General features: G+C 68.5%; 24 protein-coding genes. 9 read left to right on the forward strand and 15 right to left on the reverse strand.

Annotated elements, in window-relative coordinates:
* Positions 1 to 3 precede the first annotated feature (3 nt).
* The 3 genes from KF780_10835 to KF780_10845 are packed head-to-tail and all read right to left on the reverse strand — an operon-like array spanning position 4 to position 2,469.
* Positions 4 to 1,752, reverse strand: a complete 1,749-nt coding sequence (locus tag KF780_10835; protein ID MBX3562293.1) for an alpha/beta hydrolase — start codon at positions 1,750 to 1,752, stop codon at positions 4 to 6.
* Between the two features lie 10 nt (positions 1,753 to 1,762).
* A complete protein-coding gene (locus KF780_10840) occupies positions 1,763 to 2,155 on the reverse strand; it encodes an SdpI family protein (GenBank protein ID MBX3562294.1) in 393 nt (130 codons plus the stop codon).
* Positions 2,152 to 2,469 carry a winged helix-turn-helix transcriptional regulator gene (locus tag KF780_10845; protein ID MBX3562295.1) on the reverse strand — a complete coding sequence of 106 codons (318 nt, stop codon included), beginning with the start codon at positions 2,467 to 2,469 and terminating at the stop codon, positions 2,152 to 2,154. Before KF780_10845 ends, KF780_10840 begins: the two co-directional genes overlap by 4 nt.
* A gap of 82 nt (positions 2,470 to 2,551) precedes the next feature.
* Between KF780_10845 and KF780_10850 the strand changes: the two genes are divergently transcribed.
* The gene (locus KF780_10850; GenBank protein MBX3562296.1) at positions 2,552 to 3,523 is read left to right on the forward strand and encodes a bile acid:sodium symporter; all 972 of its coding nucleotides are present in this window, start codon (positions 2,552 to 2,554) and stop codon (positions 3,521 to 3,523) included.
* 217 nt (positions 3,524 to 3,740) lie between these two features.
* On the opposite strand, the gene KF780_10855 is transcribed toward KF780_10850, so the two are convergent.
* From KF780_10855 to KF780_10865, 3 genes are all read right to left on the reverse strand, one after another.
* Positions 3,741 to 4,907 carry an aminotransferase gene (locus tag KF780_10855; protein MBX3562297.1) on the reverse strand — a complete coding sequence of 389 codons (1,167 nt, stop codon included), beginning with the start codon at positions 4,905 to 4,907 and terminating at the stop codon, positions 3,741 to 3,743.
* A gap of 117 nt (positions 4,908 to 5,024) precedes the next feature.
* On the reverse strand, positions 5,025 to 5,624 hold the full coding sequence (locus KF780_10860; protein ID MBX3562298.1) for a hypothetical protein: 600 nt from the start codon (positions 5,622 to 5,624) through the stop codon (positions 5,025 to 5,027).
* 93 nt (positions 5,625 to 5,717) lie between these two features.
* Complete coding sequence (locus KF780_10865; GenBank protein ID MBX3562299.1) at positions 5,718 to 6,986, reverse strand: S8 family serine peptidase; 1,269 nt, start codon at positions 6,984 to 6,986, stop codon at positions 5,718 to 5,720.
* A 34-nt stretch (positions 6,987 to 7,020) separates the two neighbouring features.
* Here KF780_10865 and KF780_10870 point away from each other — a divergent pair, with 34 nt between their 5' ends.
* On the forward strand, positions 7,021 to 7,566 hold the full coding sequence (locus tag KF780_10870) for a sigma-70 family RNA polymerase sigma factor (GenBank protein MBX3562300.1): 546 nt from the start codon (positions 7,021 to 7,023) through the stop codon (positions 7,564 to 7,566).
* Positions 7,563 to 8,276 carry an anti-sigma factor gene (locus KF780_10875; GenBank protein ID MBX3562301.1) on the forward strand — a complete coding sequence of 238 codons (714 nt, stop codon included), beginning with the start codon at positions 7,563 to 7,565 and terminating at the stop codon, positions 8,274 to 8,276. The genes KF780_10870 and KF780_10875 overlap by 4 nt, the downstream gene beginning before the upstream one ends.
* 7 nt (positions 8,277 to 8,283) lie before the next feature.
* Here KF780_10875 and KF780_10880 read toward each other — a convergent pair whose 3' ends face one another.
* Positions 8,284 to 9,360, reverse strand: a complete 1,077-nt coding sequence (locus KF780_10880) for a cell wall hydrolase (GenBank protein MBX3562302.1) — start codon at positions 9,358 to 9,360, stop codon at positions 8,284 to 8,286.
* Positions 9,361 to 9,662: 302 nt separating this feature from the next.
* Between KF780_10880 and KF780_10885 the strand changes: the two genes are divergently transcribed.
* Together KF780_10885 and acs are read left to right on the forward strand one after the other, a co-directional pair.
* Positions 9,663 to 10,886, forward strand: coding sequence for a hypothetical protein (locus tag KF780_10885; protein MBX3562303.1), 1,224 nt, complete (start codon positions 9,663 to 9,665; stop codon positions 10,884 to 10,886).
* A 49-nt stretch (positions 10,887 to 10,935) separates the two neighbouring features.
* Positions 10,936 to 12,864: an acetate--CoA ligase gene (gene acs / locus KF780_10890; GenBank protein MBX3562304.1), complete on the forward strand. Its 1,929-nt coding sequence runs from the start codon at positions 10,936 to 10,938 to the stop codon at positions 12,862 to 12,864.
* Between the two features lie 5 nt (positions 12,865 to 12,869).
* Here the strand turns inward: acs and KF780_10895 are convergent, their stop codons facing one another.
* Positions 12,870 to 13,304, reverse strand: coding sequence for a hypothetical protein (locus KF780_10895; protein ID MBX3562305.1), 435 nt, complete (start codon positions 13,302 to 13,304; stop codon positions 12,870 to 12,872).
* Positions 13,305 to 13,427: 123 nt separating this feature from the next.
* Here KF780_10895 and KF780_10900 point away from each other — a divergent pair, with 123 nt between their 5' ends.
* Positions 13,428 to 14,381: a glucokinase gene (locus KF780_10900; protein ID MBX3562306.1), complete on the forward strand. Its 954-nt coding sequence runs from the start codon at positions 13,428 to 13,430 to the stop codon at positions 14,379 to 14,381.
* Positions 14,382 to 14,384: 3 nt separating this feature from the next.
* On the opposite strand, the gene KF780_10905 is transcribed toward KF780_10900, so the two are convergent.
* The 3 genes from KF780_10905 to KF780_10915 are packed head-to-tail and all read right to left on the reverse strand — an operon-like array spanning position 14,385 to position 17,307.
* The gene (locus KF780_10905; GenBank protein ID MBX3562307.1) at positions 14,385 to 15,527 is read right to left on the reverse strand and encodes an acyl-CoA dehydrogenase family protein; all 1,143 of its coding nucleotides are present in this window, start codon (positions 15,525 to 15,527) and stop codon (positions 14,385 to 14,387) included.
* A gap of 1 nt (position 15,528) precedes the next feature.
* Entirely contained in the window at positions 15,529 to 16,524 is a 996-nt protein-coding gene (locus tag KF780_10910) for a CoA transferase (GenBank protein ID MBX3562308.1), read from the reverse strand.
* Entirely contained in the window at positions 16,525 to 17,307 is a 783-nt protein-coding gene (locus tag KF780_10915) for an SDR family oxidoreductase (GenBank protein MBX3562309.1), read from the reverse strand.
* Between the two features lie 154 nt (positions 17,308 to 17,461).
* Here KF780_10915 and KF780_10920 point away from each other — a divergent pair, with 154 nt between their 5' ends.
* Positions 17,462 to 17,884, forward strand: a complete 423-nt coding sequence (locus tag KF780_10920; GenBank protein MBX3562310.1) for a PilZ domain-containing protein — start codon at positions 17,462 to 17,464, stop codon at positions 17,882 to 17,884.
* Positions 17,885 to 18,758: 874 nt separating this feature from the next.
* On the forward strand, positions 18,759 to 19,217 hold the full coding sequence (locus KF780_10925; protein ID MBX3562311.1) for a YaiI/YqxD family protein: 459 nt from the start codon (positions 18,759 to 18,761) through the stop codon (positions 19,215 to 19,217).
* A 97-nt stretch (positions 19,218 to 19,314) separates the two neighbouring features.
* Here the strand turns inward: KF780_10925 and KF780_10930 are convergent, their stop codons facing one another.
* Entirely contained in the window at positions 19,315 to 20,475 is a 1,161-nt protein-coding gene (locus KF780_10930) for an acetyl-CoA C-acetyltransferase (protein MBX3562312.1), read from the reverse strand.
* 136 nt (positions 20,476 to 20,611) lie between these two features.
* On the opposite strand from KF780_10930, the gene KF780_10935 reads away from it, so the two are divergent.
* Positions 20,612 to 20,848, forward strand: a complete 237-nt coding sequence (locus KF780_10935; protein ID MBX3562313.1) for a hypothetical protein — start codon at positions 20,612 to 20,614, stop codon at positions 20,846 to 20,848.
* Between the two features lie 105 nt (positions 20,849 to 20,953).
* Here the strand turns inward: KF780_10935 and KF780_10940 are convergent, their stop codons facing one another.
* The 3 genes from KF780_10940 to KF780_10950 all read right to left on the reverse strand — a co-directional run bounded on the left by KF780_10940 (position 20,954) and on the right by KF780_10950 (position 24,587).
* On the reverse strand, positions 20,954 to 22,555 hold the full coding sequence (locus KF780_10940) for an NAD(P)/FAD-dependent oxidoreductase (GenBank protein ID MBX3562314.1): 1,602 nt from the start codon (positions 22,553 to 22,555) through the stop codon (positions 20,954 to 20,956).
* Positions 22,556 to 22,640: 85 nt separating this feature from the next.
* Positions 22,641 to 23,897: a hypothetical protein gene (locus KF780_10945; GenBank protein MBX3562315.1), complete on the reverse strand. Its 1,257-nt coding sequence runs from the start codon at positions 23,895 to 23,897 to the stop codon at positions 22,641 to 22,643.
* A gap of 69 nt (positions 23,898 to 23,966) precedes the next feature.
* Positions 23,967 to 24,587, reverse strand: coding sequence for an energy transducer TonB (locus tag KF780_10950; GenBank protein MBX3562316.1), 621 nt, complete (start codon positions 24,585 to 24,587; stop codon positions 23,967 to 23,969).
* Positions 24,588 to 24,664: the final 77 nt, after the last annotated feature.

Raw genomic sequence — 24,664 nt, forward strand, 5'->3', positions numbered from 1 at the left:
CGTTCAGTGCCCGCCAGCCGGGAAGCGCGCGTTGATCCAGTCGGTGATCGTCTCCATCGCCCCCGGCGCCATCGTCTCCTCGATATCGGCATACTCGCCGATCCCGCCGGTGCGGGCGGTCTGGAACATATGGTTGAGGCCGGGCAGCTCGACGATCGTGACATCGGGATTGCCGGTCGTCGCGGCGCGGATGCCGGCGAGATTCTCCGCAGCCGGCACCTGCCGGTCGAGCGCGCCGTTGATCGCCAGCACCGGCATCCTCATCCGCGCCAGCACCGAGGCCGGATCGTGGCGGGCGAAGAAGCGGAACCAGGGATCGCGCATGCGCTGGACCATGCCGTCGCGCTGCGCCGCCGGGATGCCCGCCCCCGCCAGCGCGTCGCCGGTCAGCGCGGCCTCCAGGGCGGCCACGGCCGCCGTCTCGTCGAGATCGCCGGCCGCGATCGCGAAATAGCGGCGCTGGATCGGCTCGGAGCGGTCGAGATCGGCCGCGCTCATCCCCACCGAGACGCCGATCGCGCGGCGCTGCGATTCCATGAGCGTGGCGGTATCGGTCCCCGGCCCGGCCATCAGCACCAGGAACGCGACGCGGTCATTGTCGAGCGCCGCCAGCGGCCCGATCAGGCCACCCTCGCTGTGGCCGACGAAGCCGACCCCGCGCGCGTCGATCTCCGGTCTGTCGGCGAGCCAGGAAAAGGCGGCATCGGCATCGGTGGCGAAATCGGCCGAAGTGGCGCCGGCATGGCTGCCGGTCGACTGGCCGGCGCCGCGATCGTCGTAGCGAAGCACGGCGATGCCGGCGCGCGTCAGATGGTCGGCGAGCACGGCGAAGGGCTTGTGGCCGAACACCGTCTCGTCGCGGTCCTGCGGGCCGGAGCCGGAGATCAGGATCGCGGCCGGGAACGGCCCTTCCCCTTCCGGCACGGTCAGCGTCCCGGCCAGCGTCACGCCCGGCGCGCGCGGATTGTCGAAACGCGCCTCCTCGGTGCGATAGGGGAAAGGCGGCTGGGGCAATTGCGGCCGCGCGCGCGGCCCGGTCGGCGCGGCATCGCGCGCGAAGGCCAGCGCGGTATCGGGGTAGCCCGGGAGGCGCCAGGTGCCGGCGATGCGCGCACCGTCCCCCGACAATATGCCCTGGAAGCTCGCGCCCGACGCCGGCACGGTGAAGGCCACGTCCCGCCCCTCGCGGGTCAGGCCGGTCACCGGCAGGCCCATCGCCATCATGTCGGGCGCATCGAACGCGGCGATCGTGCCGCCCGGGCCGGTGGCGATGCGCACGATCAGCCGCAGATCGACGCCGTTGCGGTTGACGACGCCCCGCCATGCGCCGTCCAGCCCCTCGATGACCGGCCGCGACTCCCCGGCGCCGCGGGCGAAATCGAGCGGCAGCCCGCCGCCCTGGCTGAACGTGCCGGAGAAGATCTGGCGGTCGGGCTGCCAGTGTCCCTCGTAGCGCGCGCCGATCGCGGGAATCGAGAAGGTCAGCCGCCCGTCGGCGATCGCGATCGGCGAAACCGGGATTTTCTGTCCCGGGGCCTGATCCAGGCTCTCCAGCTCGGCGGCGAGCGCGCCGTCGTCGCTTTGGCTGATCGTCAGCAGCAAGCGCAATTCGCCACCCGGGATCGCCAGGGTGCCGTGCCAGTCGCCGGTCCAGCCCTGCTCGGCGCGGGCGGCGGGCGTCAGCAGTAAGACGGCGAGAACGAGGCCGATCATCGCGAGAATGCGGGGCGGTATCCGGACGAAAAGCGTCATGTTCTTCTCCTCATGCATTGCCGGACGCCGATCTCGACGACGCGCAGCGCAGGCCGACCAGAATCAGGCCGGCCGCGACGGGGATCATCGAGAGGAGCGTCGCCCGGTCGATCGGCGCGAGCGCCCAGACCAAAGCGTGGGCGAGGCCGGCGATCACGAAGACCCGGCCGGAAAAGCGGATGAACGCCTGCTTGCGCGCCGGCCGCGGGGACTCCGGATCGTAACGGACCAGTTGCTTCGGGGCGATATTGCCGTAGGCGGCAAGGATCAGCCCGATCGCCACGCCGGACAGGCGTTGCCCCAGCCCCGCGTCCAGAACGTCCGCCGCTCCCAGGAGCGGGAGGGCGATGAGCAAGGCGGCGCCGGCCAGCGCGTAGGCGAGCTCTCTTTGTCTCTGCGTCATGCTTCTTCTTCCTTTTCCTTCTTTTCCCCGGCGGACGCGGCCTCGCCGCGCGCCATGTCGAGCCCGACGGCTTGGGCGAGCTCCATCAGCGCCTCCTCCAGCACCGACATCCGCAGGCGGTAGATGATCGACTTGCCGTGCTTGCTGGCATCGATCAGGCCCGCCTCGCGCAGCACCGCGAAATGGGCCGACATGGTCGGCTTGGAGACGTCGAACCGGTCCGCCAGTTCGCCCGCGCTCATCGGCCGTTCGCGCAGCAAGGCCAGCACCCGACGGCGGGTCGGATCGGCGAGGGCTTTGAACACGCTGCTCATGATTCGATATTTAGCTATTTATCGAATTGAGTCAAACACACATGGCTTGCCTCCTCGCGCCGAAGCCGCCTAACCCGTCCCCGTGCTCGATCGCATCCTCCCAGACCGGTTCATCCTCTGGCTGATCGCGGCGGTCGCGCTCGCGGCGCTGCTACCCGTCGCGGGACATGGGGCCGGGGCGCTCGACTGGGTCACCTATGCGGCGATCTTCTCGCTCTTCTTCCTGCACGGCGCGCGCCTGCCGCGCGAGGCGCTGATCGCGGGCGTCACCGGCTGGCGGCTGCATCTCGCCATCCTGGCGCTCACCTTCATCGCCTTCCCGGCGATCGGCATCGCTCTGGCGCGCGCCTTTCCCGGCCTGCTGTCGCCGGAATTGTGGACCGGCATCCTCTATCTCTGCGCCCTGCCCTCCACCGTGCAGACCTCGATCGCCTATACCTCGATCGCGCGCGGCAATGTCGCCGGGGCGGTCGCGGCGGCGGCCTTTTCCAACCTGCTCGGCGTGTTCCTGACCCCCTTCCTGGTCGCGGCGATGCTGCAGGCGGAGGGGAGCGAGATCGCCTTGGGCGGCATCTGGCGGATCGTCGCTTTGCTCTTCCTCCCCTTCCTGCTCGGCCACGCGCTGCGGCCGTTCGTCGCGCCGCGAATCGAAGGAAAGCCCCGGCTGACGACCATCGTCGACAAGGGCACGATCCTGCTCGCCGTCTACGGCGCCTTTTCCGCCGCGACGGTCGAGGGCGTGTGGAGCCGCATCCCGCCGGGCGAGATCGCCGTGCTGTCGGCGCTGCTCGCCGCCCTGCTCATCTTCGTCCTCGCGCTGGCCTGGGCGGTGGGCCGCTGGGGCGGCTTCACACATGAGGACCGCGCGGCGATCCTGTTCTGCGGCTCGGTGAAGGGGCTGGTGAGCGGCGTGCCGATGGCGCGCATCCTGTTTCCCGGCCCGATGGCGGGGATCGTGATCGTGCCGATCATGATCTTCCACGCCATCCAGCTCGTCGTCGGCGCCTGGATCGCCGGGTCGATGGGGCGTGAGGCGAAGGCGCAAGGTCAATGATCGCAACCGATATCGGGTCCGCCCTTGGAATGTAGGATTTGCTCTGTCAGAATCGTGGCGACTTGGAGCGACCATGATTTTCGGCCCCTTGCGTCCTCTTCTCCTTTCATTGCGTCTCGAACATCCTTGGCCGGGGGCGACTCGTCCCCGACGTGGCGTCAGGTTCGTCAACTTCCGCGCCCTGCGATCCGGCGATCGGGGCCATGCGGACGAAACGCTAGATCGTCTGGCCGCGATACAGGCCGCGCACGGTCTTGAGCCGCGCGATGCCCTCGGCCAGCACGTCCGGCCGCTTGGCGAAGCACAGGCGGATCACGTTGCGCACCGGATTTTCCGCGTAGAAGGCGGACAAAGGAATCGCCGCCACCCCCGCCTCGCGCACTGCCCGCTCGCAGAAGGTCGTGTCGTCGGCGTCGATGCCGGACGCGGCGAGATCGACGGTGAGGAAATAGCTGCCTTCCGCCGTCAGCACCGCGAAGCCCGCCGCTTCCAGCCCCGCGCGCAGCCGGTCGCGTCCCTCGGCGAAGCCGGCGCGCATCGCGGCATAATAATCGTCGCCCTTTCCCAGCCCCCAGGCGACCGCGCTCTGCAGATTGGGCGGCGTCGTGAAGGTGACGAATTGATGGGCGCGAGCAACGGCGTCGATCAACGGCGGCGGTGCCACCGCCCAGCCCACTTTCCAGCCGGTCAGCGAGAAGATCTTGCCCGCCGATCCGACCTTCACGGTTCGCTCGGCCATGCCGGGCAGCGACGACAGTGGGACATGCCGGCGTCCATCGAACGCGACATGCTCCCACACCTCGTCGGCCAATGCGATCGCATCCGCCTTCACGCAGGCTGCGGCGATCAGCCCCAATTCCTCCGCGTCGAACATCCGCGCCGTGGGATTGTGCGGATTGTTGAGGATGACGAGCCGCGTCCGCTCGGTGAACGCCTCGGCCAGCGCTGCTTCGGTGATCTGCCAGTCCGGCGGGGTCAGCCGCACCAGCTTCGGCACCCCGCCGGCGCGCTTCACCAGCGGCAGATAGGCATCGTAGAGCGGCTGGATCAGCACCACCTCGTCGCCCGGCGACACCAGCGCCAGCATGCTCGCGGCCAGCGCCTCCGTCGCGCCCGAAGTCACGACGATATGCGCCGGATCGACCTCGATCCCCTGATGCGCCCGGTAATGCGCCGCCACCGCTTCGCGCAGCTCCGGCAGGCCGCGCATCGGCGGATATTGGTTGGAGCCGGCCGCCAGCGCCTCGGCGGCCTTCGCGATCACATCGTCGGGCCAGCCGAAATCGGGAAAGCCTTGCCCCAGATTGATCGCATCATGTTCGCGGGCGAGGCCGGACATATGCTCGAAGATCGAGGTCGGCATCTCGGCGAAAAGCGGGTTCATGTCGCTTTCTTAGGGGTCGCCGCAGTGTCCAGGCAAAGGAAAAGGCCCGGAGCGACTGGCTCCGGACCTTCCCCGAGGGCATCGGGCAGGAGGGTTGCCCTCGACCCCCTGTTGTCGTCAGCGCGGATCGCGGCGCGCCTCGGCATTGCCCGACGCATTGCCGGACGCCGAACCGCCGACCGAAGCCGAGCCGGCCGTGTCGCGGACACGGGACACCGTATCGTCGGCGCGGTTGCGGACCTGACCGACCTTGTTCTGGGCGGTGTTGCGGACGCTGTCGGCCGTGTTGCGGGCCGTATCTACGGTGCCGCGCACCCGTTCGCGGGCGCCGCCGACCGTCTCTCGCACCGCATCGGTGCCGATCAGCTGGGCGTCGCCGCCGGCTTCGCCCGAGGCGCTGCCGCCGGCATTGCCGTTCAGGCCGACCGAACCGAGCGCGCCGCTGGTGGCACTGCCGAGGACGCCGCTGCCTTCGGCATTGCCCGAAGCGCGGGCATTGGCTCGACCCGAACGGCGATCGACATTGCGCTCGATGCGCGAGTCGGCGCGACCGTTGAGCGTGCCATTGACCGTCTGGTTGACGCCGCCGAGCGGGCCGGCCAGCGTGCCGCCGAGGCCGCCGCCCAGACCGCCGCCAACGCCGCCCAGAAGCTGAGCCGAAGCGGGCGCCGCCGCGAGGATCGCGCAGCCGGCGATGAGCTTGATGGTGAGTTTCATCTCTCGTCTCCCATGTCTTGCGAGGACGATTTCCGTCCTCCTGACCGGCTAACGAGAGCGCGATCGGGTTTAATCCCGGACCGCCGAAAGAATTTATCGAAGCGGCGTCCGGCAAGCCCCGCAGATCACGCCGCGGCCGAGGCCCCGCCCTCTCGGGCTGGCCTCGGAGTCGAGCGCGGCGATCGGGTTTTGCGCCCCGAGATGTCCGGCCAGTCGCCCGGCGACGAGCGGTGCGGCATAGGAGGTGCCCCGCACCGCCGCCACGCGCCCGTCCGGGGCGGCGGCGGCCATGTCGGCGCCCGGCGCGGCATAATCGAGATGGCGCGCCCGCCCCGCCTCGATCAGCGGCCGGTTGCGGGCGTCCACGCCGGTCACCGCGATCACGCCGGGATAGGAGGCGGGATAGGCCGGCGGCGCGGCCGGGCCGTCATTGCCGACCGCCGCGACGATATGGATGCCGCGCCCGCGCGCTTGGGCGACGGCGCGCTCGACCAGCGGATTGGGGGGGCCGACCAGGCTGACCGTCACCACCCGCACCCGCTGCTGTGCCAACCAGCCGAGCGCGCGGGCCAGCGCCACCGCATTGCCACCGCCCGGGTCGCTGCCATAGACATCCGCGACCAGCAACGGCCGGCCCGGTGCCGCGCCGCGCACCGCGCCCTGCCCCGCGATCAGCGAGGCGACCGCCGTGCCGTGCGCGCTCGGCCGGGGGGCGCCCTGCGCGAAACCCTGTTGCCGCACCGCGCCGCGCAATGCCGGATGCGCGGCCACGCCGCCGTCGATCATGCCCACCGCCGCCGCGCCGCCGCCCGAACCCTGGGCCAGCGCGCCGGTGGCCGCCCCGCCCGCGCCGCTCCGGTCGTGCAGGTGATTGGCGGCGAAGCTGCCGTCCGGCGCGATCCGGCGCAGCCGCGACAACGCCCTATCCACCGACCAGCCGCGCGGCACGCGCAAGGTCACGGCGCGCAGCTCCAGGCCCTCGATCGCCTCTTCGCTTATCCGCGCGAAGCCCGCCGCCTCCACTGCCGCCAGCACGGTTGCGTCGGGATCGATCGCGATCACCTCCCCGCGCAAGGCCGGGCCGAGATCGGTCATCTCCAGCAGATCCGGATAGGCCCGCACCAGCTCCCGCTGCCGCAGCAGTCGCGCGCTGGCCAGCTCGCGGGCGCTGGTCCGAACATTGTCGATGGCACGCGTTGCGTCGTTCACCACGTCCCGGCCGACCCGCCCGACATCATCGATCACATCGCCGACCGGCGGCACCGGGGGCACGGGCGGCAGCAATTGCGCCTGCGATGCCATGTCCGGCGCCAGCAACAACGCCGCCGCGACCGCCCAGCGCATCAGGTTTCGGGTCCGCATGACCTCTCCTTGCCACAAAATCGCTTGCTCGTGGATGAAACGCGCGAGACCATCCGTTTCCTCCCTGAAAGGCGATTGGAGGACGCCCCCGTTGCAGGCTTTCGAGCGCGAGTTGCTGACGCTGCTGCCCCGGCTGCGCCGGTTCGCGCGTTCGCTCGCCCGCGACGCGGCCGATGCCGACGATCTTGCCCAGGTCTCTGTCGAGCGGGCGTTGAAGGCGCAGGCGCAATGGGCGCCGGGAACGAGACTGGATGCGTGGATGATGCGGATCATGCGCAATTGCTGGATCGACGAGATACGCAGCCGCACCCGGCGCGCGCAGACCTTCGCGCCCGCCGAGGAAGGCGAGACGGTGGGATCGGATGCGCATCGCGACATCGAACGGGCGGCCGAGATGAAGGATGTGGATCGCGCGATGAACGCCTTGCCCGACGAGCAGCGCGAGGCGATCGCGCTCGTCCTGGTCGAAGGGCTCGCCTATCGCGAGGCGGCGGACCTGCTCGACATTCCGATCGGCACCCTGACCTCGCGCCTTACCCGGGGGCGCCAGGCCCTCGCGCAGATGCTGGAGGCCGCATGATGGGCGTGAACGACGACATGCTGATGGCCTATCTGGACGACGAACTGGATAGCGACGCGCGCGCCGCGATCGAGGCCGCTCTGGCCGCCGATCCGGCGCTCCGCGATCGGCTGGAAACCCAGCGGCGCCTGCGCGACCGGTTGACTGCCCATTACGGCCCTGTCGCCGACGAACCGGTGCCGGAGCGGCTGCGCGCGCTGCTGGAGCCTTCGGATGAGAAGGTCGTCGATTTCGCCGCAGCACGGGTCCGACGTGCCCGGCCGGTCTGGCAGAATTTCGCCGCCATCGCCGCGACTTTGGTGCTGGGCCTCGTCATCGGACGCGGTCTGCCGAGCGACAGCGGGCCGATCGCGATCGAGGACGGCATGATGGTCGCGCGTGGATCGCTGGCGGAAGCACTGGATACCCAACTCGCCTCCGCCCAGGCGCCCGATGCGACGACCCGGATCGGGATCAGCTTCGCCCGCGCCGACGGCAGCCTGTGCCGCACTTTCGACGGCGCCGATTTCTCCGGCCTCGCCTGTCGCGAGGCGCAGGGCTGGCGGGTGATGACGACCGCCGGTGGCTCGGGCGGGCAGACCGGCGGCTATCGCCAGGCCGGCGGCGCGGCGATCGTGCTGCAGGCGGCGCAGGAGATGATGGCGGGCGAACCGTTCGACGCCGATGCCGAGCGCCGCGCCCGTGACGCCGACTGGCGCGGCGGACGCTGATCCAGGCTTATTGCGCGGCCTGGGCGGCCTCGTCGCCGGCCGGCGCGGGCGGCGGCGGCGCGACGTGCACGGGGCGTTCCGGCGGCGTCACGCCCCAGCGGCCGAGCGGGCGTTGCGGCGGGGCTTCGGCCTCCTCCTCGCCGGTCAGGGCCCAGCGTTGGCTGGCGCTCATCGTCCGGTCGGCGCGGGCGCGCTGGGCGATCACCTCGGTCGCGCTTTCGCGCGCCAGCGGCTCGTAGCGACGCAGCACGGAGCGCTGGAAGCTGTCCACGCTGTGCCCGCCGGACGCTTCCTGCGCGGCCTGCGCAGCTGCGGCATCGCGGCCCGAGACATCCTCCGCCGCCAGCCGCTCGGCGGCGTCGGGCTGGCCGAAGCCGCCGCGCCACGCGATCGCCGGCTCGGCCCCGGCATAGCGGTTGAGGAACGCGCCCGGCCGACCCCAGCCGCCGCGCCAGCGGTAGAAGATATGAGCGCCGATCGTCGCCGATTTGACCAGGCTGGAGGCCCAATAGGGCACGACATAATTGGCGTGATAATGCGTCGCCCAGCCGACCGGCGCGTGGACGTAGCCGTTCAGCGCCGCTTCCGCGACCGCGCGCGCGCGGTCCCAATAGCCCGCCATCGGCGCGCGGCGCAGCGAGCCGTCACAACTGAAGGAGAACTGGCAGCCGGTGTAGCGCCGCGCACCTTCGAAGACGACGCCGCAGACCGTGCTCGGATAGGCCGGATGACGTACCCGGTTCAGCACCACCTGGGCGACGCCGCGCTGCCCGTCGGTCGTCTCGCGCGCCGCCTCGTAATAGATGGCGGCGGTCAGGCAATCGAGCGAGCGGAGCCGATCGACGGCCGCGCCGGTGGCGATGAACGGACGCGCCGCCGGATTGGCGATATCGGCGATCGGGATGCCGGCATTGATCGACACCGCGTCCTGCGGCGCAACCTCGCGCAGCTCGGTCGCGCTGGTCGCCGCCACTTCCGCGCGCAGCCGCTGGACCGGAACGGCCTCGGCCTCGATCAGCACCGCGTCGGCGGCCGGATCGCGCAGCGCCAGCCCCGCGATCGTCGCGACCCACAGCATCAGCATCGCCGCGACCAACGGCAAGGTCCACCAGAAACGGTGCAGGCCGACACCGCCGTCCGACGCGGTTGCCGTATCGGCTGTCGTCACGCTCATCGGCGCGCCTCAAGAGAATATGGTGCTTTACTCATATAATACACACATATATATAAACCCACTTGTCCGCAACATGAAGAGCCGCGCGATCATCCGCTGTTCGCATGTCCCGTTCCTCATGGCACGACGCCAGCCACGGGCCGCTCGTTCCACTGGAAAGCCGCCGTAACGAGCGGTAACGTTCACCGCAGTTCGTATGGGAGAGTATGCGTATGAGACCGATATTGTTGTTCGGCGCGGGCACTTTCGCGCTTGCCGTCGTCGGGATGGCCGTCGCGCAGCCGCGCGCGGGCGGGACCGTCACCTACTGGATGTCCGCCGATACGACGAGCGGCCTGCCGATCGGCGCGATGGGCCAGGGCCGCGGCGCTGGCAATATCATGAGCGCGCTGATGTCCGGCGGCGGGGGCGACGGCTTCAACCGCACGCTCAATCTGCAGCTCGGCAGCCCGCGCGCCGCGCAAGGCGCGCCTTCGGCCGAGCATCTGCCGCCGGCCGCGCTCGGCGCCGGCCCGTCGCTGCCGCTGGTCTCGCCCGCGCCGACCCAGCGCGAAACGGTCACCGATAATCGCTGGCCGCAGAACATGGAGCGGCCGCGCGGGCGCATCCTCTTCTACTGGGGCTGCGGCGAGCGGGCCGGGCCGGGCCAGCCTTATGTGATCGACATGGAGCGGATCGCGGCGGGCCAGATACCACCCGAATTCGCCTCGCTCGATCTCAGGACGATGACGCCGCCCTCGGCCTCGCGCAGTACGACCTATGGCGAATGGCCCAATGCGCGCAGCCAGACGCGCGTGCCGCCGACCGGCTCGCTGGCCGGCGAGCATGTCGTGCGCGGCAATTACACGCCCGATATCCGCTTCACGCTCGGCCAGGGGCAGGATTTCCTCGCGCCCATCCAGCTTTCGGCCAACGCGCCGACGCCGTCCGGCTCGGTCAATGTCGCCTGGCGCGACGTGCCGAACGCGCGCGGCTGGTTCCTCACGGCCATGGGCGGCGCGCGCGACGGCACAGTGGTGATCTGGTCTTCCAGCGCCTCGCGCTTCGCCCATATGGGCCTGATCGACTATCTGGCCCCGGACGAGGTCGCGCGGCTGATCGGCCAACGCGTACTGCTGCCCGCCGAGGCGCGGCAATGCACGGTGCCGGCCGAGGTGGGTGGCGCCGTCGAAGGCGCGATGCTCAACGTCGTCGCCTTCGGGCCGGAGGCCAATTTCAGTTATCCTGATCGCCCCGCCAATGCGCCACGCGGTTGGACGCCGGACTGGACGGTGAAGCTGCGTACCCGCTCCGCCCATGCCGGCATGCTCGGGATGGACATGGCGGCGATGATAGGCGGCAGCGAGCGTGCCCGGGACCGGCGCCCGCAGCAGGAGGAGCCGCGCCGCCGCCGTTCGTTGGGCGACAGGCTTCGCGAGCGCGTGCTGGGCCAATAGGCGGTCATCACCGGCTGGCGCGCGCGCCGGGGAGAGGTTAGGCTCGGCCATGGTCGATCGCATCCCGCCACCCGCCGCCGCGCGCGCCGTCACCCATTGCACCGCCGAACAATATGAGGAGCTGTATCGCCGCTCGCTCGACGATCCGGGCGGCTTCTGGGCCGGGCAGGCGCAAAGGCTCGATTGGGTGAAGCCGCCGACGCGGATCGCGGGCTGGTCCTACGATCCGGTCGAGATCAGATGGTTCGAGGACGGCGTCCTCAACCTCTGCCACAATTGCGTGGATCGCCACCTGCCCGAGCGCGCCGACGACGTCGCGATTATCTGGGAGGGGGACGAACCGGGCGTGGTGCGCCGGATTACCTATGGCGCGCTGCACGCCGAAGTCGTGCGGATGGCCGGCGCGCTCAAGCGGCTCGGCGCCGCGAAAGGCGACCGCGTCACGCTCTATCTGCCGATGATCCCGGAGGCGGCGGTGGCGATGCTCGCCTGCGCACGGATCGGCGCGATCCACAGCGTCGTCTTCGGCGGCTTCTCGCCCGAGGCGGTGCACGGCCGGATCGAGGATTGCGGCAGCCGCTTCGTCATCACCGCCGACGGCGGCCTGCGCGGCGGCAAGTTGGTGCCGCTCAAGGCCAATGTCGATGCCGCGCTCGCCCATGGCGGCACGCCGGTCGAGGCGGTGATCGTGGTGCGCCATCTCGGCAACGAGATCGCGTTCAACCCGGACATCGATCGCTGGTATGACGAGATCGCGCAGGACGGCGCGGACGTCCCCTGCGAGCCGATGAACGCGGAAGACCCGCTGTTCATCCTCTACACGTCCGGCTCCACCGGCAAGCCCAAGGGCGTGCTGCACACGACCGGCGGCTATGCGGTCTGGACCGCGGCGACCTTCCATTACGTCTTCGACTATCGGCCCGGCGAGATTTTCTGGTGCACCGCCGATGTGGGCTGGGTGACGGGGCACAGCTACGTCGTCTACGGCCCGCTCGCCAACGGCGCGACGACCTTCATGTTCGAAGGCGTGCCGAACTACCCCGATTTCTCCCGCTTCTGGGACACGGTCGAGCGGCACAAGGTCAACATCTTCTACACCGCCCCCACCGCGATCCGGGCGCTGATGCGCGAGGGTGAGGCACCGGTGACGAAGCACAACCGGAGCTCGATCCGCCTGCTCGGCACGGTCGGCGAGCCGATCAATCCGGAGGCCTGGCTATGGTATCACCGCGTCGTCGGCGACGAGCGCTGCGCCATCGTCGACACCTGGTGGCAGACCGAGACCGGCGGCGTGATGATCACCACCCTGCCCGGCGCGTACGACATGAAGCCGGGATCGGCCGGCAAGCCCTTTTTCGGCGTGGTGCCGGAGCTGGTCGATGCCGAAGGCGGCGTGCTCGAAGGCGCCACCTCCGGCAATCTGTGCATTACCCGATCCTGGCCCGGCCAGATGCGCACCGTCTATGGCGATCACGAACGCTTCGCCCAGACCTATTTCAGCGCCTATCGCGGCAAATATTTCACCGGCGACGGCTGCCGCCGCGACGAGGACGGCTATTACTGGATCACCGGGAGGGTGGACGACGTCATCAATGTCTCCGGCCACCGGCTAGGCACCGCCGAAGTCGAAAGCGCTTTGGTCAGCCACGAGCTGGTCGCCGAGGCCGCCGTGGTCGGTTACCCGCACGACATCAAGGGCCAGGGCATCTATTGCTACGTCACCCTGATCGCCGGCGAGGAGGGCAGCGCCGCGCTGGAAGCGGAGCTGCGCCAACATGTCCGCACCGAGATCGGCCCGATCGCCTCGCCGGACCTCATCCACTTCACGCCCGCTCTGCCCAAGACCCGCTCCGGCAAGATCATGCGCCGCATCCTGCGCAAGATCGCGGAGAACGAGTTCGGATCGCTCGGCGACACCTCGACGCTGGCCGATCCTTCACTGGTCGATGCGCTGATCGAAGGGCGCCGCAACCGCTAGCCGATTCAGCGCAGCACGCCCGCCCGCCGCATCCGCAGCGCATACCAGAGCAAGCCGATCGCGATGGCCCAGATCGCCACGTTCATCGCGATCATGCCTCCCGTCATCATGTCCGCCGGCGGGGTCATCAGCACATATTGATAGACGGTGCTCACGGCCAGGCCGAGCAGCGAGACGGTGAAGGCCATCACCGCCCAACGGCTGCGCAGCAACAGCAGCAGCGCGCCCGCGAAACCACCCCAGACGCCCAGCGCCCAGGTCGCTTCCATCCAGATCGGAAAGCTTTCGAAATAGATACGCTGCGGATCGGTGAAGCCCGCGAGATAAGCCTCGTTGCGCGTCTGGGTCATCACATAGTCGAACGCGCCCAGGCCGTTCCAGACAGTCGCGACCGCGCCGACGATCCAGAAATGCACCGGCGTCCTGATCGAATCGCTCATATATTCCTCCCCCTCGCGCCGCACTCTCATCATGCGGTCTATGTGCAAAATCTCACCGTTCACCGCCGACGGCAAGCAGGCTTCGCTCTTTCGCCGAAACGCCATCGCGACTAGGAAACCGGCATGCGGATCGTCGTCGGCGACATCGGAGGTACCCATGCGCGCTTCGCCATCGCCGTGCTTGGCGATGGGCGCCCCGACATCGGCCCGATGAAGCGCTACCGCACGCGCGAGCATGACGGGCTCGAGGCCGCCTGGGCGTGCTTCGCAGAGGATTGCGGGGAGCCGCTGCCGAAAGACGCCGCGCTCGCCGTCGCCGCGCCGATCGAGGGCGAAGTGTTGCGCTTCATGAACAGCGACTGGCGCATACCGCGCTTCACCATCGCCGAGACCCTGAGCCTCAACCGCCTGTTGCTGCTCAACGATTTCGGCGCGGCGGCGCATGCCGTGTCGATCCTGGGACCGGACGAACTGGAGCATGTCGCTGGCCCGCCAACCTTGCCTGAGGATGGCGTGGTCAGCGTGCTCGGCCCTGGCACCGGACTCGGGGTCGCCCTCTTCTCGCGCCGTAAGGGCAGGGTTTCGGTGATCGAGACCGAGGCCGCCCATATCGGCTTCGCCCCGTTCGATCCCGAGGAGGAGGAGCTGTCCGACGCGCTGGTCGAACTGTACGGCCGTGCTTCGGTAGAGCGGATCGTCTCCGGTCCCGGCCTGATCGATATCTACCGCCATCTCGCGGGCAGCATGGAGGTCGAAGCGAACAATGCCGGCGACCTGTGGAGCGTAGCGATCGATGGCCGTGACGCCATTGCCGTCCATGCGCTCGACATCCTGGTCCGCTGCTTCGGCGCCGCAGCGGGCGATATCAGTCTCGCCCACGGCGCGATGGGCGTCGCGATCACCGGCAGCCTCGCCAATCGCATCGCCCACCTGCTCCGCGCCCCCGCCTTCGCCGCTCGCTTCACCGCCAAGGGGCGCTACCGGGAGCGCATGCAGCGCGTCTCCGTGGTGCTGGCGACCTATCCGGAACCCGGCCTGCTGGGTGCGGCAGTAGCTTTCGAGCGGGAATATCCCTGACCGTCAGATCGAGCGGCTCACCACTTCCTTCATGATCTCGTTGGTGCCGCCGAAGATGCGGGTGACGCGGGCGTCGCGCCACAGGCGGGCGATCAGATATTCGTTCATATAGCCCGCACCGCCATGCAATTGCAGGCTCGCATCGCACACCTCCCATTGCAGTTCGGTGTGCCACAGCTTCGCCGCGCTCGCCTCGTCCGGCGTCAGCTTGCCCGCCATGTGACGCTGCAGCGCCCAGTCGAGATGCGCCCAACCGACCTGAAGCTTGGCCTGCAGATCGGCCAGGGTGAATCGGGTGTTCTGGAATTCGAATACCGTACGCCCAAACGCCTTGCGCTCCTTGGTGAACTTCACCGCCTCGTCGAAGGCGCGCTGGGCGGATGCCTGGGCGCCGACGGCGATGTTGAGCCGCTCCTGCGGGAGCTGGTTCATCAGATAGGCGAAGCCCATCCCTTCGGCGCCGAGCAGGTTCGATTGCGGCACCCGGACGTCCTGAAAGAACAGCTCCGACGTGTCCTGGCCGTGCAGCCCGATCTTGTCGAGATTGCGCCCGCGCTCGAAGCCCGGCCGGTCCGCCTCGACCAGGATCAGCGAGGTGCCCTTCGCGCCCTCGCCCGGATCGGTCTTGGCGACGACGATCACCAGCTCGGCATGCTGGCCGTTGGTGATGTAGGTCTTTGAGCCGTTGACGATGTAGTCATCGCCATCCTTGATCGCGGTGGTGCGGATGCCCTGCAGATCGGAACCCGCGCCGGGCTCGGTCATGGCGATCGCGGTCGGCGTCTCGCCGGAGATCATCCGGGGCAGCCAGTGGCGCTTCAGCGCCTCGGAACCGTAATGCTCGATATAGGGCGCGACGATGTCGGAATGGAGTCCGATGCCGGCGGTGGAGCCGAGATAGCCCAGCTCCTCGTCGATCACTGCATTGTAGCCGAAATCGAGGCCGAGCCCGCCATAAGCTTCCGCAACATTGGGACAGAGCAGGCCCGCCTCGCCCGCCTTGCGCCAGAAGTCACGGTCGATCTCGCCCTGCTCCTCCCAGCGCTCCAGATGTGGCGTCAGCTCGCGATCGAAGAATTTGCGGACCTGGTCGCGGAACAGATCATGCTCCTCCGAAAAGGCGAAGCGGCGGGAGAGGTTCAGCATCTCACAGATCCTTGAAACGGGGAGCAGGGCAGGGCTGCACCATGTTGTCCGCCTCGACGAAGAGGCCCCGCGCGGCATTGTGCGGGTGGGACGGCGCTTCGGCAAGACTGAGCACGGGGGCGAAGCAGGCGTCGGTCCCCTCCAGCAGCGCGCACCAATGGTCGCGCGGCTGGGTGCGGAAGGTCGCGGCCAGCTCGTCACGCAGACCGGGGTCGAACTGCCCCGCCACGAGACCGAGCTTTTCCTTCAGCAAGGCGAAGAAGTGCGGCTCCAGCGCACCGATCGCCACCCATTTGCCGTCCGCGCATTGGTAGCTGTCGTAGAACGCCGCTCCCCCGTCGAGCAGGTTCGTGGCCCGTGCATCGCGCCACATGCCGGCGGCGAGCAGACTCCAGGTCTGCGCGGCCAGGATCGCGGCGCCGTCCGTCATCGCGCAATCGATCACGCAGCCTCGCCCGGTCGCGCGCGCCTGCAGCAATCCCGCGCACATCGCGAAGGCGAGCAGCATCCCGCCGCCGCCGAAATCGCCGACCGCATTGGTGGGCGGGGTCGGTGGGCCGTCGGCGCGGCCATAGCCGTGGAGATTGCCGGCAAGCGCGATGTAGTTGATGTCGTGCCCCGCCGCTGCGGCCAGCGGCCCCTCCTGCCCCCAGCCGGTCATCCGGCCATAGACGAGCCGGGCATTGTCGGCGCGCAGATCGTCCGGCCCCAGCCCCAGCCGTTCCATGACGCCGGGCCGGTAGCCTTCGATCAGCCCGTCCGCGCCCCGTGCCAGCTCCCGCACCCGGGCGAGGTCATCCGTATCCTTCAGATCCAGCGTCAGGATCTCCAACCGCCCCCGCCGCAATATGTCCCGGTCCGGCGGGATGGGCGGGGTCCAGCCGGCCCGCTCGATCCGGACGACTTCGGCGCCATGATCGGCCAGCATCATCGCCGCGAAGGGCGCGGGCGCGAGCCCGGCCAGTTCCACGATGCGAATGCCGGCGAGCGGCTTCACTTAGCGCGGCGCCATCCGGATCGCGCCGTCGAGGCGGACATATTCGGCGTTGAGATAGGTGTTCTCGGCCATGAAGATGGCGAGCCTCGCATATTCCTCGGACTGGCCGAGACGCTTCGGGAAGGGCACCTGGGCGGCGAGGGCGTCCTTCACGTTCTGCGGCATCATCGCCACCATCGGCGTTTCGAACACGCCGGGCAGGATGGTGTTCACCCGGATGCCCTCGCCCATCAGGTCGCGGGCGATGGGGAGCGCCATGCCGAGCACGCCGGCCTTGGAAGCCGAGTAGGCGGCCTGGCCGATCTGCCCGTCCTGCGCGGCGACCGAGGCGGTGTTGACGATCAGCCCCTTCTCGCCATCCTCCAGCGGATCGAGATCGGCCATGCCGGCGGCCGACGCGGCGAGCACGCGGAAGGTGCCGATCAGGTTGATCTGGATGGCCAGCTCGAACTGGTGGATCGGATAGCGCTTCACCGCGCCCGTCTCCTTGTCGCGCCCGACCGTCTTCACCGCATTGGCGACGCCGGCGCAATTGACGCAGATCCGTTCCTGTCCGTGCGCCGCGCGCGCCGCCGCGAAGGCCGCGTCCACGGCCTCATCGGAGGTCACGTCGCATTGCGCGAAGATGCCGCCGATGTCCGCCGCGACCTTGCCGCCCTTGTCGGCGTCGCGATCGAAGACGGCGACCTTCACGCCCCTGGCGGCCAGTGCCCGGGCGGTGGCCTCGCCGAGGCCGGAGGCCGCGCCGGTGACCACGGCGGCGATCGAGGAATCGAGCTTCATGTGCGTATCTCCCTTTGCCTTCGCTCCTAGAGCGGGCGAGCTGGGCTCCGCAAGACTCGCGCATGCGCGCGAACGACGTTTCGGGGGCGTACTTAACCCGGGATTAGGGTTTACGGCGCATAAACCACGGCATCGCAATTCTACGGGGGTTTCAGTGAGCAGCAGCCGCATTCTCAACATGGCGTTCGAAAACGGCGTCGGCTGCCGCCGGCAATGGCCGCGCCAGTTGATGATCCTGTCGGCCCGGCTCTGCACCGTCACGAAGGACTATCCGGTCCGCATCCGCGACCTTTCCGCCGGTGGCGCGCGCATCGAGGGCGCGGAGCTGCCGATGGTCGGCACCGACGTGATGCTGAAGCGCGGCGAGGCCGACGTGTTCGGCGAGATCGCCTGGATTTCCGGCAACCAGGCCGGCGTGGAATTCGAGGAAGAGCTGGACGATGCCGCGCTCGACGCCTTCACCAGCGCGCCCGAGCTGCCCGCCGCCAATGCCGGCGACACCCGCCGCCCCGGCTTCGGCCGCAAGAGCGGCCAACATCCGCGCTGGTCCAACGGCACCGGCTGGGTGGACGGCTGAGTCGCGAGCCGCGAGCGCGCTTCCCGAACGGGCAGCCCTCTATCTGTTAAGTTGACAAAGTTGACAGGGTGAGGGGTGTTTTGGCGGGGTCGTTGTCCTGGCGATCGGGCTGAACATTTCAAAGAACCGGCGAGCCGGGGCTGAACCCGAGTCGCGGGCGAGCCTGACAGAGCATTTCCTACATTGGAAGCGGGGAGCACGATGTCCGCTACCGACCCTTAACAGACATATTGCGAAACTTGCTTTGGTGCTCGCGATGAGCGATCCAATCCAGTCATGTGGAAGGCCTTCGCCGTCGTCCTTCTTGCTCATGTGAGCACGTCCTCAAGTCAGAGGACTCAAGACGATACGCCCTTGATCATTGAAAGTCCGTGGCACTTGAGTGACGCTGACGATGCCCGCCATGTCCTTGAGCGTGTGTGTTCGGAGGAGTCCCAGGTCCGTGACTCGTGCTCCCGCTATCGAAACGCATCCGCGACCCGCGTTGACCAGACCCGCTGTTTGATCAACTATTCAGCGGAGCCTGAAACCAAGGATTGCACATTCACCGTTGTGGCGTCTGGACGCTCCATGTCCTGCTCGGTGCATTATGTGCGCCGTGTTGATTTGGTAGGATATTTCGACCACCGATCCGACCCGCCTCCTCTGCTTCCGAGCCCACCTCCTCCTGTAAGAGGAGACGGTTCATTGGCGATACAACCGCCACTACCGCCGCGCCTTGGGCCGACGACCTTGCGCTGTTCAACTGGAGTTGTGGATTTTGTCGAAAACCTGTCACGTTAATCTCGTCCAAAGCGAGTATCCAACCAAACGTCCGCCTCCCACCCATAACCGCCATTGAGCCGCGCCGCCCAAAGCGGCTAAGCGCCCGGCCATGCCCTCCCCCGTGATCCTGGTCGATGCCGATGCCTGTCCGGTGAAGGACGAGGTGTACAAGGTGGCGTGGCGGCGCGAGGTGGCGGTGCGGATCGTCAGCAATGCGCGGATCCGGGTGCCGGAGCATCCGTTGATCGAGCGGGTCGTGGTGTCGGGAGCTTTCGACGCGGCGGACGACTGGATCGCCGAGCAGGCGCGGACGGGCGCGGTGGTCGTCACCGCCGACATCTTGCTCGCCGACCGCTGCCTGAAGGCGGGCGCGGCGGTGATCGCGCCGAACGGCAAGCCCTTCACCACCGCATCGATCGGCGGGGCGATCGCGACCCGGGCGATCATGGCCGACCTGCGCGCCGGTGCGGACGGGATAAGCGGGGGCCCCGCGCCCTTCGCGAAGGCCGACCGCTCGCGTTTCCTGTCGGCGCTGGACGAGGCTTTGGTCAGGCTTAAGCGGAGCTAGCGTTCGTTCTCCGGCGAAAGCCGGAGTCCAGGCGGCGCTGTCGCGCCGTTCCTTGTTTGAGCTGGACCCCGGCCTTCGCCGGGGAACGATGTCCGGATTATAGCCGCTCGACGATGGTCACGTTGGCGATGCCGCCGCCTTCGCACATAGTCTGAAGGCCGTAGCGCAAGCCACGGTTCTTCAAGGCATGGACGAGCGTCGCCATCAGCTTGGCGCCGGACGCGCCGAGCGGGTGGCCCAGCGCGATGGCGCCGCCATTGACGTTGAGCTTCGCCGGATCCGCGCCGGTCTCGCGCAGCCAGGCCAGCGGCACGGGCGCGAACGCCTCGTTGACCTCGTACAGGTCGATATCCCCGATCGCCAAGCCGGCGCGCGCCAGCGCCCGGGCGGTGGCCGGAATCGGCTCCTCCAGCATGATGACCGGATCGCCGGCCGTGACGGTGAGATTGTGGATGCGCGCCAGCGGGGCGAGGCCGTGCGCCTTCAGGCCGGCTTCGTTGACGATCAGCACGCCGCTCGCCCCGTCGCAGACCTGGGAGGCGTTGGCGGCGCTGATCCGGCCGCCTTCGCGCAGCAACTTGACCGAGGCGATGCCCTCCAGCGTCGCGTCGTGGCGGACGCCCTCGTCTTCGACATGGATGCCGCCGTCGATCTCCAGCGGCACGATCTCGTCGGCGAAATCGCCGGCCTTGACCGCGCGCGCCGCCTTGCGGTGGCTGTCCAGCGCGAAGGCGTCCAGCTCCTCGCGCACGAAGCCGTATTTCTCGGCGATCATTTCGGCGCCGTCGAACTGGCTGAACATGGCGACGCCGAACCGGTCCCGGATGCTCTGCGGGAACGGGCCGGTGCCGATGCCGTGCTGCATGGGCAGGGTGACGGGCAGGCCCATCGGCACGCGGGTCATCGATTCAACGCCCGCGGCGATCACCATGTCCTGCGTGCCCGACATCACCGCCTGCGCGGCGAAATGGATCGCCTGCTGCGAGGAACCGCATTGCCGGTCGATGGTGACGGCGGGGACGCTTTGGGGAAGCTTCGAGGCGAGCACGGCGTTGCGCCCGACATGGAAGGCCTGCTCGCCCGCCTGGCCGACGCAGCCCATGACGACATCCTCGATCGCGGCAGGGTCGATGCCGGTGCGCGCCACCAGCGTGTCGAGCACCCGCGCGGCCATGTCGGCCGGATGCCAGTCCTTCAGCGCACCGCCCCGCTTGCCGCCGGCCGTGCGCACCGCATCGACGATATAGGCTTCGGCCATAGCCGCGATTCTCCCTTACGTTTACGTCAAGGGAATATAGCGGCTCATTTCGGCACTGGAAGTGTCGGCGCACGCGCGCTATGATTGTTCCAATCGACGCGGCTCGAACGACCATAATCTTCTAATAGGAAGCAAAATGGCGCATAATCCTTTCACGCACCATCCCCGCGAAGTCGGCGAAAGCTATGGCCGGCATTTCGGTCATGCCGCATATTTCGGCGTGCGGATGATCGGCGGCGGCATCGCCTGCCTGATCCATGCCGTCTTCCCCTTCCTGTGCGTGCGCACCGGCAGCGAGACGATGAACAAGCTGCACGCCAAGCTGCACGGCCGCGCCGACAAGGCGAACTGGGAACGGCATCCGATCATCTAAATCCGGATGACCTTCATGGGACGGGTTCGTTCCCCCGCGAAGGCGGGGGTCCAGTTGCGGACTCCGGACTGGACCCCCGCCTTCGCGGGGGAACACCAAAATCGACTAAAGCCCCAGTCGCCGCCGGTCCTTCAGGATCGCCGCCGCCGCGTTGTGCCCCGGCGCGCCGGTGACGCCGCCGCCGGGATGGGCGCCGGAGCCGCACAGATAGAGGCCGGAAAGCGGCATCCGGTAATCGGCATGGCCCAGCATCGGGCGCATCGAGAAGAGCTGGTCCAGCCCCATCTTGCCGTGGAAGATGTCGCCGCCGATCAGGCCGAAGCGGCGCTCCAGATCGAGCGGCGAGAGCGCGAGGCGGCCGACCACGGATGCGGCGAAGCCGGGGGCGTAGCGGTCCACATAAGCGATGATGTGGTCCGCGACCTCGTCGCGCCGCGCGTCCCAGCCGCCGTCGATCGCATAGGGAAAATGCTGGCAGAACAGGCTGGCGACATGGGCGCCCGGTGGCGCGAGGCTGTCGTCGAGCGTCGAGGGGATCAGCATCTCGACGATCGGCTCCTTAGAATAACCCTCCGTCCGCGCGGTCAGATACGCCCGGTCCATATGATCGAGCGACGGGGCCATGATGATCCCGGCGGTGAGATGATCGCCCGGCGCCGGCTTCGAGGTGAAACGCGGCAGTTCGGAGAGCGCGACATTCATCCGGAAGGTCGCGGATTCGCTGGCCCAGCCGGCCATGCGGCGTTCGGTCTCGGGCGCCACCGCGCCGGCGGGGAGCAGGCGATCGAACAGCAGCTTCGGATTCACGCCCGCCGCGACCGCTTTGGCGCGATACGCCTTGCCGCCCGCGACGGCGCCCGCCGCCCTGCCGCGCTCGACAATGACCTCCTCGACCGGCGCATCCAGAACGATCTCGACCCCCGCTTGCCCGCAGGCCCTGGCCATCGCCTGCGTGATCGCGCCCATGCCGCCGATCGCGTGGCCCCAGGCGCCCGCCACCCCCGCCGCCTCGCCGAAGACATGGTGGAGCAGCACATAGGCGCTGCCCGGCGCATGGGGGCTGGCATAATGGCCGACCACCGCGTCGAAGCCGAACAGAGCCTGGACGAGATCGTGGCTGAAATAGCGGCCGAGAATGTCGGCGGCGGACTTGGTGAAGAAATCCATGATGTGGCGCTGGTCGCCGAGCGGCAGCCGCCCCACCCCGCCGCCGAGCCTGAGGAGCGCCAGCAGGTCGCCGATCCCGCCCCCGGCATTGGGCGGCGCGCGCAGCAGCCATTGCCGCACCACGCCGACCACCGCGTCCAGCGCGGCAGCATAGGAATCGTAATTGTCGGCATCGGCGGGCGACAGGCGCGCGATCTCGCGTTTCGTCAGCCCCTCGCGTCCGGCGAGGAGATGATCGGGGCCGAACGTTGGCAGGAAATTGTCTTGTCGGCGCAGCACGACCTTGAGGCCATGTTGGTAGAGCCGCATGTCGCGGATCACCGTGGGGTTGAGCAGCCCGACCGTGTAGCTCGCCGTCGAGTTGCGGAAGCCGGGATGGAATTCCTCGGTCACCGCCGCCCCGCCCACCACCGCGCGCGCCTCCAGGACGGTGACCTTGAAGCCCCGCGACGCGAGATAGAAGGCGCAGACGAGGCCGTTATGTCCGGCGCCGATAATGAGAATGTCGCTGGTTCGATCCGTCACGAATTGTCTTCGCATCATCCGTCATTCTGCCGCCGCGCATCGGACGGCCGCCGGCTCGCCATAGTCGATTTCCCGCCGGCCGCCAGCCGAAACGCGCCGCTCACCGCCTGCGCGCGCGCAGCGGGCCGGGCACTTCGCAACGGTCGATCTCGATATCGGCGAGCGGGGCGCCGTTGCCGACGGAGTAGGAATAGGTGAAGCGGCCGCCCAGGGTCACGATTTCGGCCATTCCGGGATTCCCGCACACTTCGCTGCTCAGCTGCGCGGTCATTTCCCGCCGGAACGAGCCCCGATCGATCGCGCTGGCGGGAAGATCGAGCCGGTAGCCATAGACGAGGGTGCCGCCGGCGGCGGAAATGGCGTGAAAGGTCGTGATGTCGTCGAGCCGCCTCGGCAGCGTCGGCCGCACTTCCGCAACCGCCTGTTCGAGGATCTCCTCGACCTGGTGGCGGGCGTCGGTCAGCACATTCGCCCCGACCAGCTCCGCAACGGTGGGCACCCACATGTCGTCGGCCGAGGTCGCGGCGATCCGGCGCACGAAATCCCGGGGCAGCCCCGCGGACAGATAATATCTCGTCATCTCGTCGTTCGACGCATTGTCCTCCGCGGGCGTGGTGCCGGGAAAGGCCACGCGATGGAAACCGACGGCCGAATTGCGCCCGGCGGTCCGCTCGACCCCGGCCAGCAACAGCATCGTGCAGGCGGATGCACATTCCCCATCGACATGCGTGGCCAGTCCCCGCGCCCGGATCAGCTCGGCCATCCGCTCCGCCTCGAATACGCGGCCTCCCGGCGAGGACAGGACGACCCGCTCCAGGCCCGGCGCATCCGCCGCCATCTGGCGGAACGCGCCCGCGATACCCTGCGTGATGTTGCCGTGGACGACCAGATCGCGCCCGTCCCGTGCCAGCGCCAGGCGCGCCGGTTCGCCGATCGGATCGCTGCCCGCCGCGAGCTGGGCGAATTCGCTGAACTGCAGCCACAGATCGCGCAGCTGCGCCCCCGATCCCAGCACGCCGAGGACGACCATGGTCCGCGCCGCCGTGGCCCAGAATTGCGCCCCGCCGCGCGCCACATGCCGGCCTGCGGAGCGCCAGATGCCCACGACGGCCCAGACGCGCATGACGACGAACAGGAGGATCAGGACCGCCGAGACGATCGCGATCGCCCGCAACGACGAGGAGTTTGAAATGGCGAGCAATATCACATTGCCGACCATTGCCGTCACGATGAACAGGATGCTTCCGTTCACCCAGTAGGAAATCGGCAAGGACAAATGCCCGCGCCAGTGCCGGACGACATAATTGCTTTCGGAATATTCTTCGGCTTCGTCGGCATAAGGCGACACGAATGACATGAAATGCCCCTCCCCCTGTGCGAACGCCCGACCAGAATGACAGGGTCGCGCCGTCCGGTTGTCACGGCCTCATTGCATTTCCCACCGGACAGGTATCACCATCTGGGTTGCGACCGGTTCGCCATCGGCGCCGATCGCCGGTCGGAAACGCCCGCGCGAAAGCATCAACCGACATGTCCCTTCATCGAGCGAAGCATGGCCGCTCGATTCGGCCACGGCGCACGCACTGACCCGGCCATCAACATCGACAGTATAGCGTATGACGAGCGCTCCACTCACTCCCCGATGAAATGCCGCCGACGGGTAATCGCCGGGGGTGAAGATCGTCACCAGCTCCGCTATCGGCTCGGGACGCGTCCGCAGACTGTTCCACAGGGCGACATCCACGCCCCATTGGCTCAGCAGATTATCGTTGCACATACGCAGCGCCTGCACGGCGCCCTCCGCGTTGGGGAGCGGCAACGATATGAGCGTTTGCCCACCCGCCTCGATCGACAGCGCGGCCGATCGCGCGAGACGATCGAGAAAGACCAAATCCAGCTCGTCGATCTGCATGAAGCGGTGCCCTGTCGCCGGCACGCGCGCATCGCGAGCCGCGTGCCCGAAACGCGCCTCGTCCGGCCGCAGCGCGATCTCGACATGATCGGGCAGGCGCCTGCGCACAGACCATGCCGGATTGACGAGTGTCATTTGGATCAGGTGGTTCGCCGGACTGAGTTGCAGACTCAAAATGACCGGATCGGCACCGCCGGTCGTCCGGGACAGAC

Origin of the sequence: Sphingomonas sp. (assembly GCA_019635535.1) — a bacterium.
In the GTDB taxonomy this organism is placed as follows: domain Bacteria; phylum Pseudomonadota; class Alphaproteobacteria; order Sphingomonadales; family Sphingomonadaceae; genus Allosphingosinicella.

What these genes read in the sequence shown, in the direction of transcription:
- KF780_10835 (MBX3562293.1), bottom strand. Translation starts at nt 1,752, where the DNA reads ATGACGCTTTTCGTCCGGATACCGCCCCGCATTCTCGCGATGATCGGC.
- KF780_10840 (MBX3562294.1), bottom strand. Translation starts at nt 2,155, where the DNA reads ATGACGCAGAGACAAAGAGAGCTCGCCTACGCGCTGGCCGGCGCCGCC.
- KF780_10845 (MBX3562295.1), bottom strand. Translation starts at nt 2,469, where the DNA reads ATGAGCAGCGTGTTCAAAGCCCTCGCCGATCCGACCCGCCGTCGGGTG.
- KF780_10855 (MBX3562297.1), bottom strand. Translation starts at nt 4,907, where the DNA reads ATGAACCCGCTTTTCGCCGAGATGCCGACCTCGATCTTCGAGCATATG.
- KF780_10860 (MBX3562298.1), bottom strand. Translation starts at nt 5,624, where the DNA reads ATGAAACTCACCATCAAGCTCATCGCCGGCTGCGCGATCCTCGCGGCG.
- KF780_10865 (MBX3562299.1), bottom strand. Translation starts at nt 6,986, where the DNA reads ATGCGGACCCGAAACCTGATGCGCTGGGCGGTCGCGGCGGCGTTGTTG.
- KF780_10870 (MBX3562300.1), top strand. Translation starts at nt 7,021, where the DNA reads ATGAAACGCGCGAGACCATCCGTTTCCTCCCTGAAAGGCGATTGGAGG.
- KF780_10875 (MBX3562301.1), top strand. Translation starts at nt 7,563, where the DNA reads ATGATGGGCGTGAACGACGACATGCTGATGGCCTATCTGGACGACGAA.
- KF780_10880 (MBX3562302.1), bottom strand. Translation starts at nt 9,360, where the DNA reads ATGCTGATGCTGTGGGTCGCGACGATCGCGGGGCTGGCGCTGCGCGAT.
- KF780_10885 (MBX3562303.1), top strand. Translation starts at nt 9,663, where the DNA reads ATGAGACCGATATTGTTGTTCGGCGCGGGCACTTTCGCGCTTGCCGTC.
- acs (MBX3562304.1), top strand. Translation starts at nt 10,936, where the DNA reads ATGGTCGATCGCATCCCGCCACCCGCCGCCGCGCGCGCCGTCACCCAT.
- KF780_10895 (MBX3562305.1), bottom strand. Translation starts at nt 13,304, where the DNA reads ATGAGCGATTCGATCAGGACGCCGGTGCATTTCTGGATCGTCGGCGCG.
- KF780_10900 (MBX3562306.1), top strand. Translation starts at nt 13,428, where the DNA reads ATGCGGATCGTCGTCGGCGACATCGGAGGTACCCATGCGCGCTTCGCC.
- KF780_10905 (MBX3562307.1), bottom strand. Translation starts at nt 15,527, where the DNA reads ATGCTGAACCTCTCCCGCCGCTTCGCCTTTTCGGAGGAGCATGATCTG.
- KF780_10915 (MBX3562309.1), bottom strand. Translation starts at nt 17,307, where the DNA reads ATGAAGCTCGATTCCTCGATCGCCGCCGTGGTCACCGGCGCGGCCTCC.
- KF780_10925 (MBX3562311.1), top strand. Translation starts at nt 18,759, where the DNA reads ATGCCCTCCCCCGTGATCCTGGTCGATGCCGATGCCTGTCCGGTGAAG.
- KF780_10930 (MBX3562312.1), bottom strand. Translation starts at nt 20,475, where the DNA reads ATGGCCGAAGCCTATATCGTCGATGCGGTGCGCACGGCCGGCGGCAAG.
- KF780_10935 (MBX3562313.1), top strand. Translation starts at nt 20,612, where the DNA reads ATGGCGCATAATCCTTTCACGCACCATCCCCGCGAAGTCGGCGAAAGC.
- KF780_10940 (MBX3562314.1), bottom strand. Translation starts at nt 22,555, where the DNA reads ATGCGAAGACAATTCGTGACGGATCGAACCAGCGACATTCTCATTATC.
- KF780_10945 (MBX3562315.1), bottom strand. Translation starts at nt 23,897, where the DNA reads ATGTCATTCGTGTCGCCTTATGCCGACGAAGCCGAAGAATATTCCGAA.
- KF780_10950 (MBX3562316.1), bottom strand. Translation starts at nt 24,587, where the DNA reads ATGACACTCGTCAATCCGGCATGGTCTGTGCGCAGGCGCCTGCCCGAT.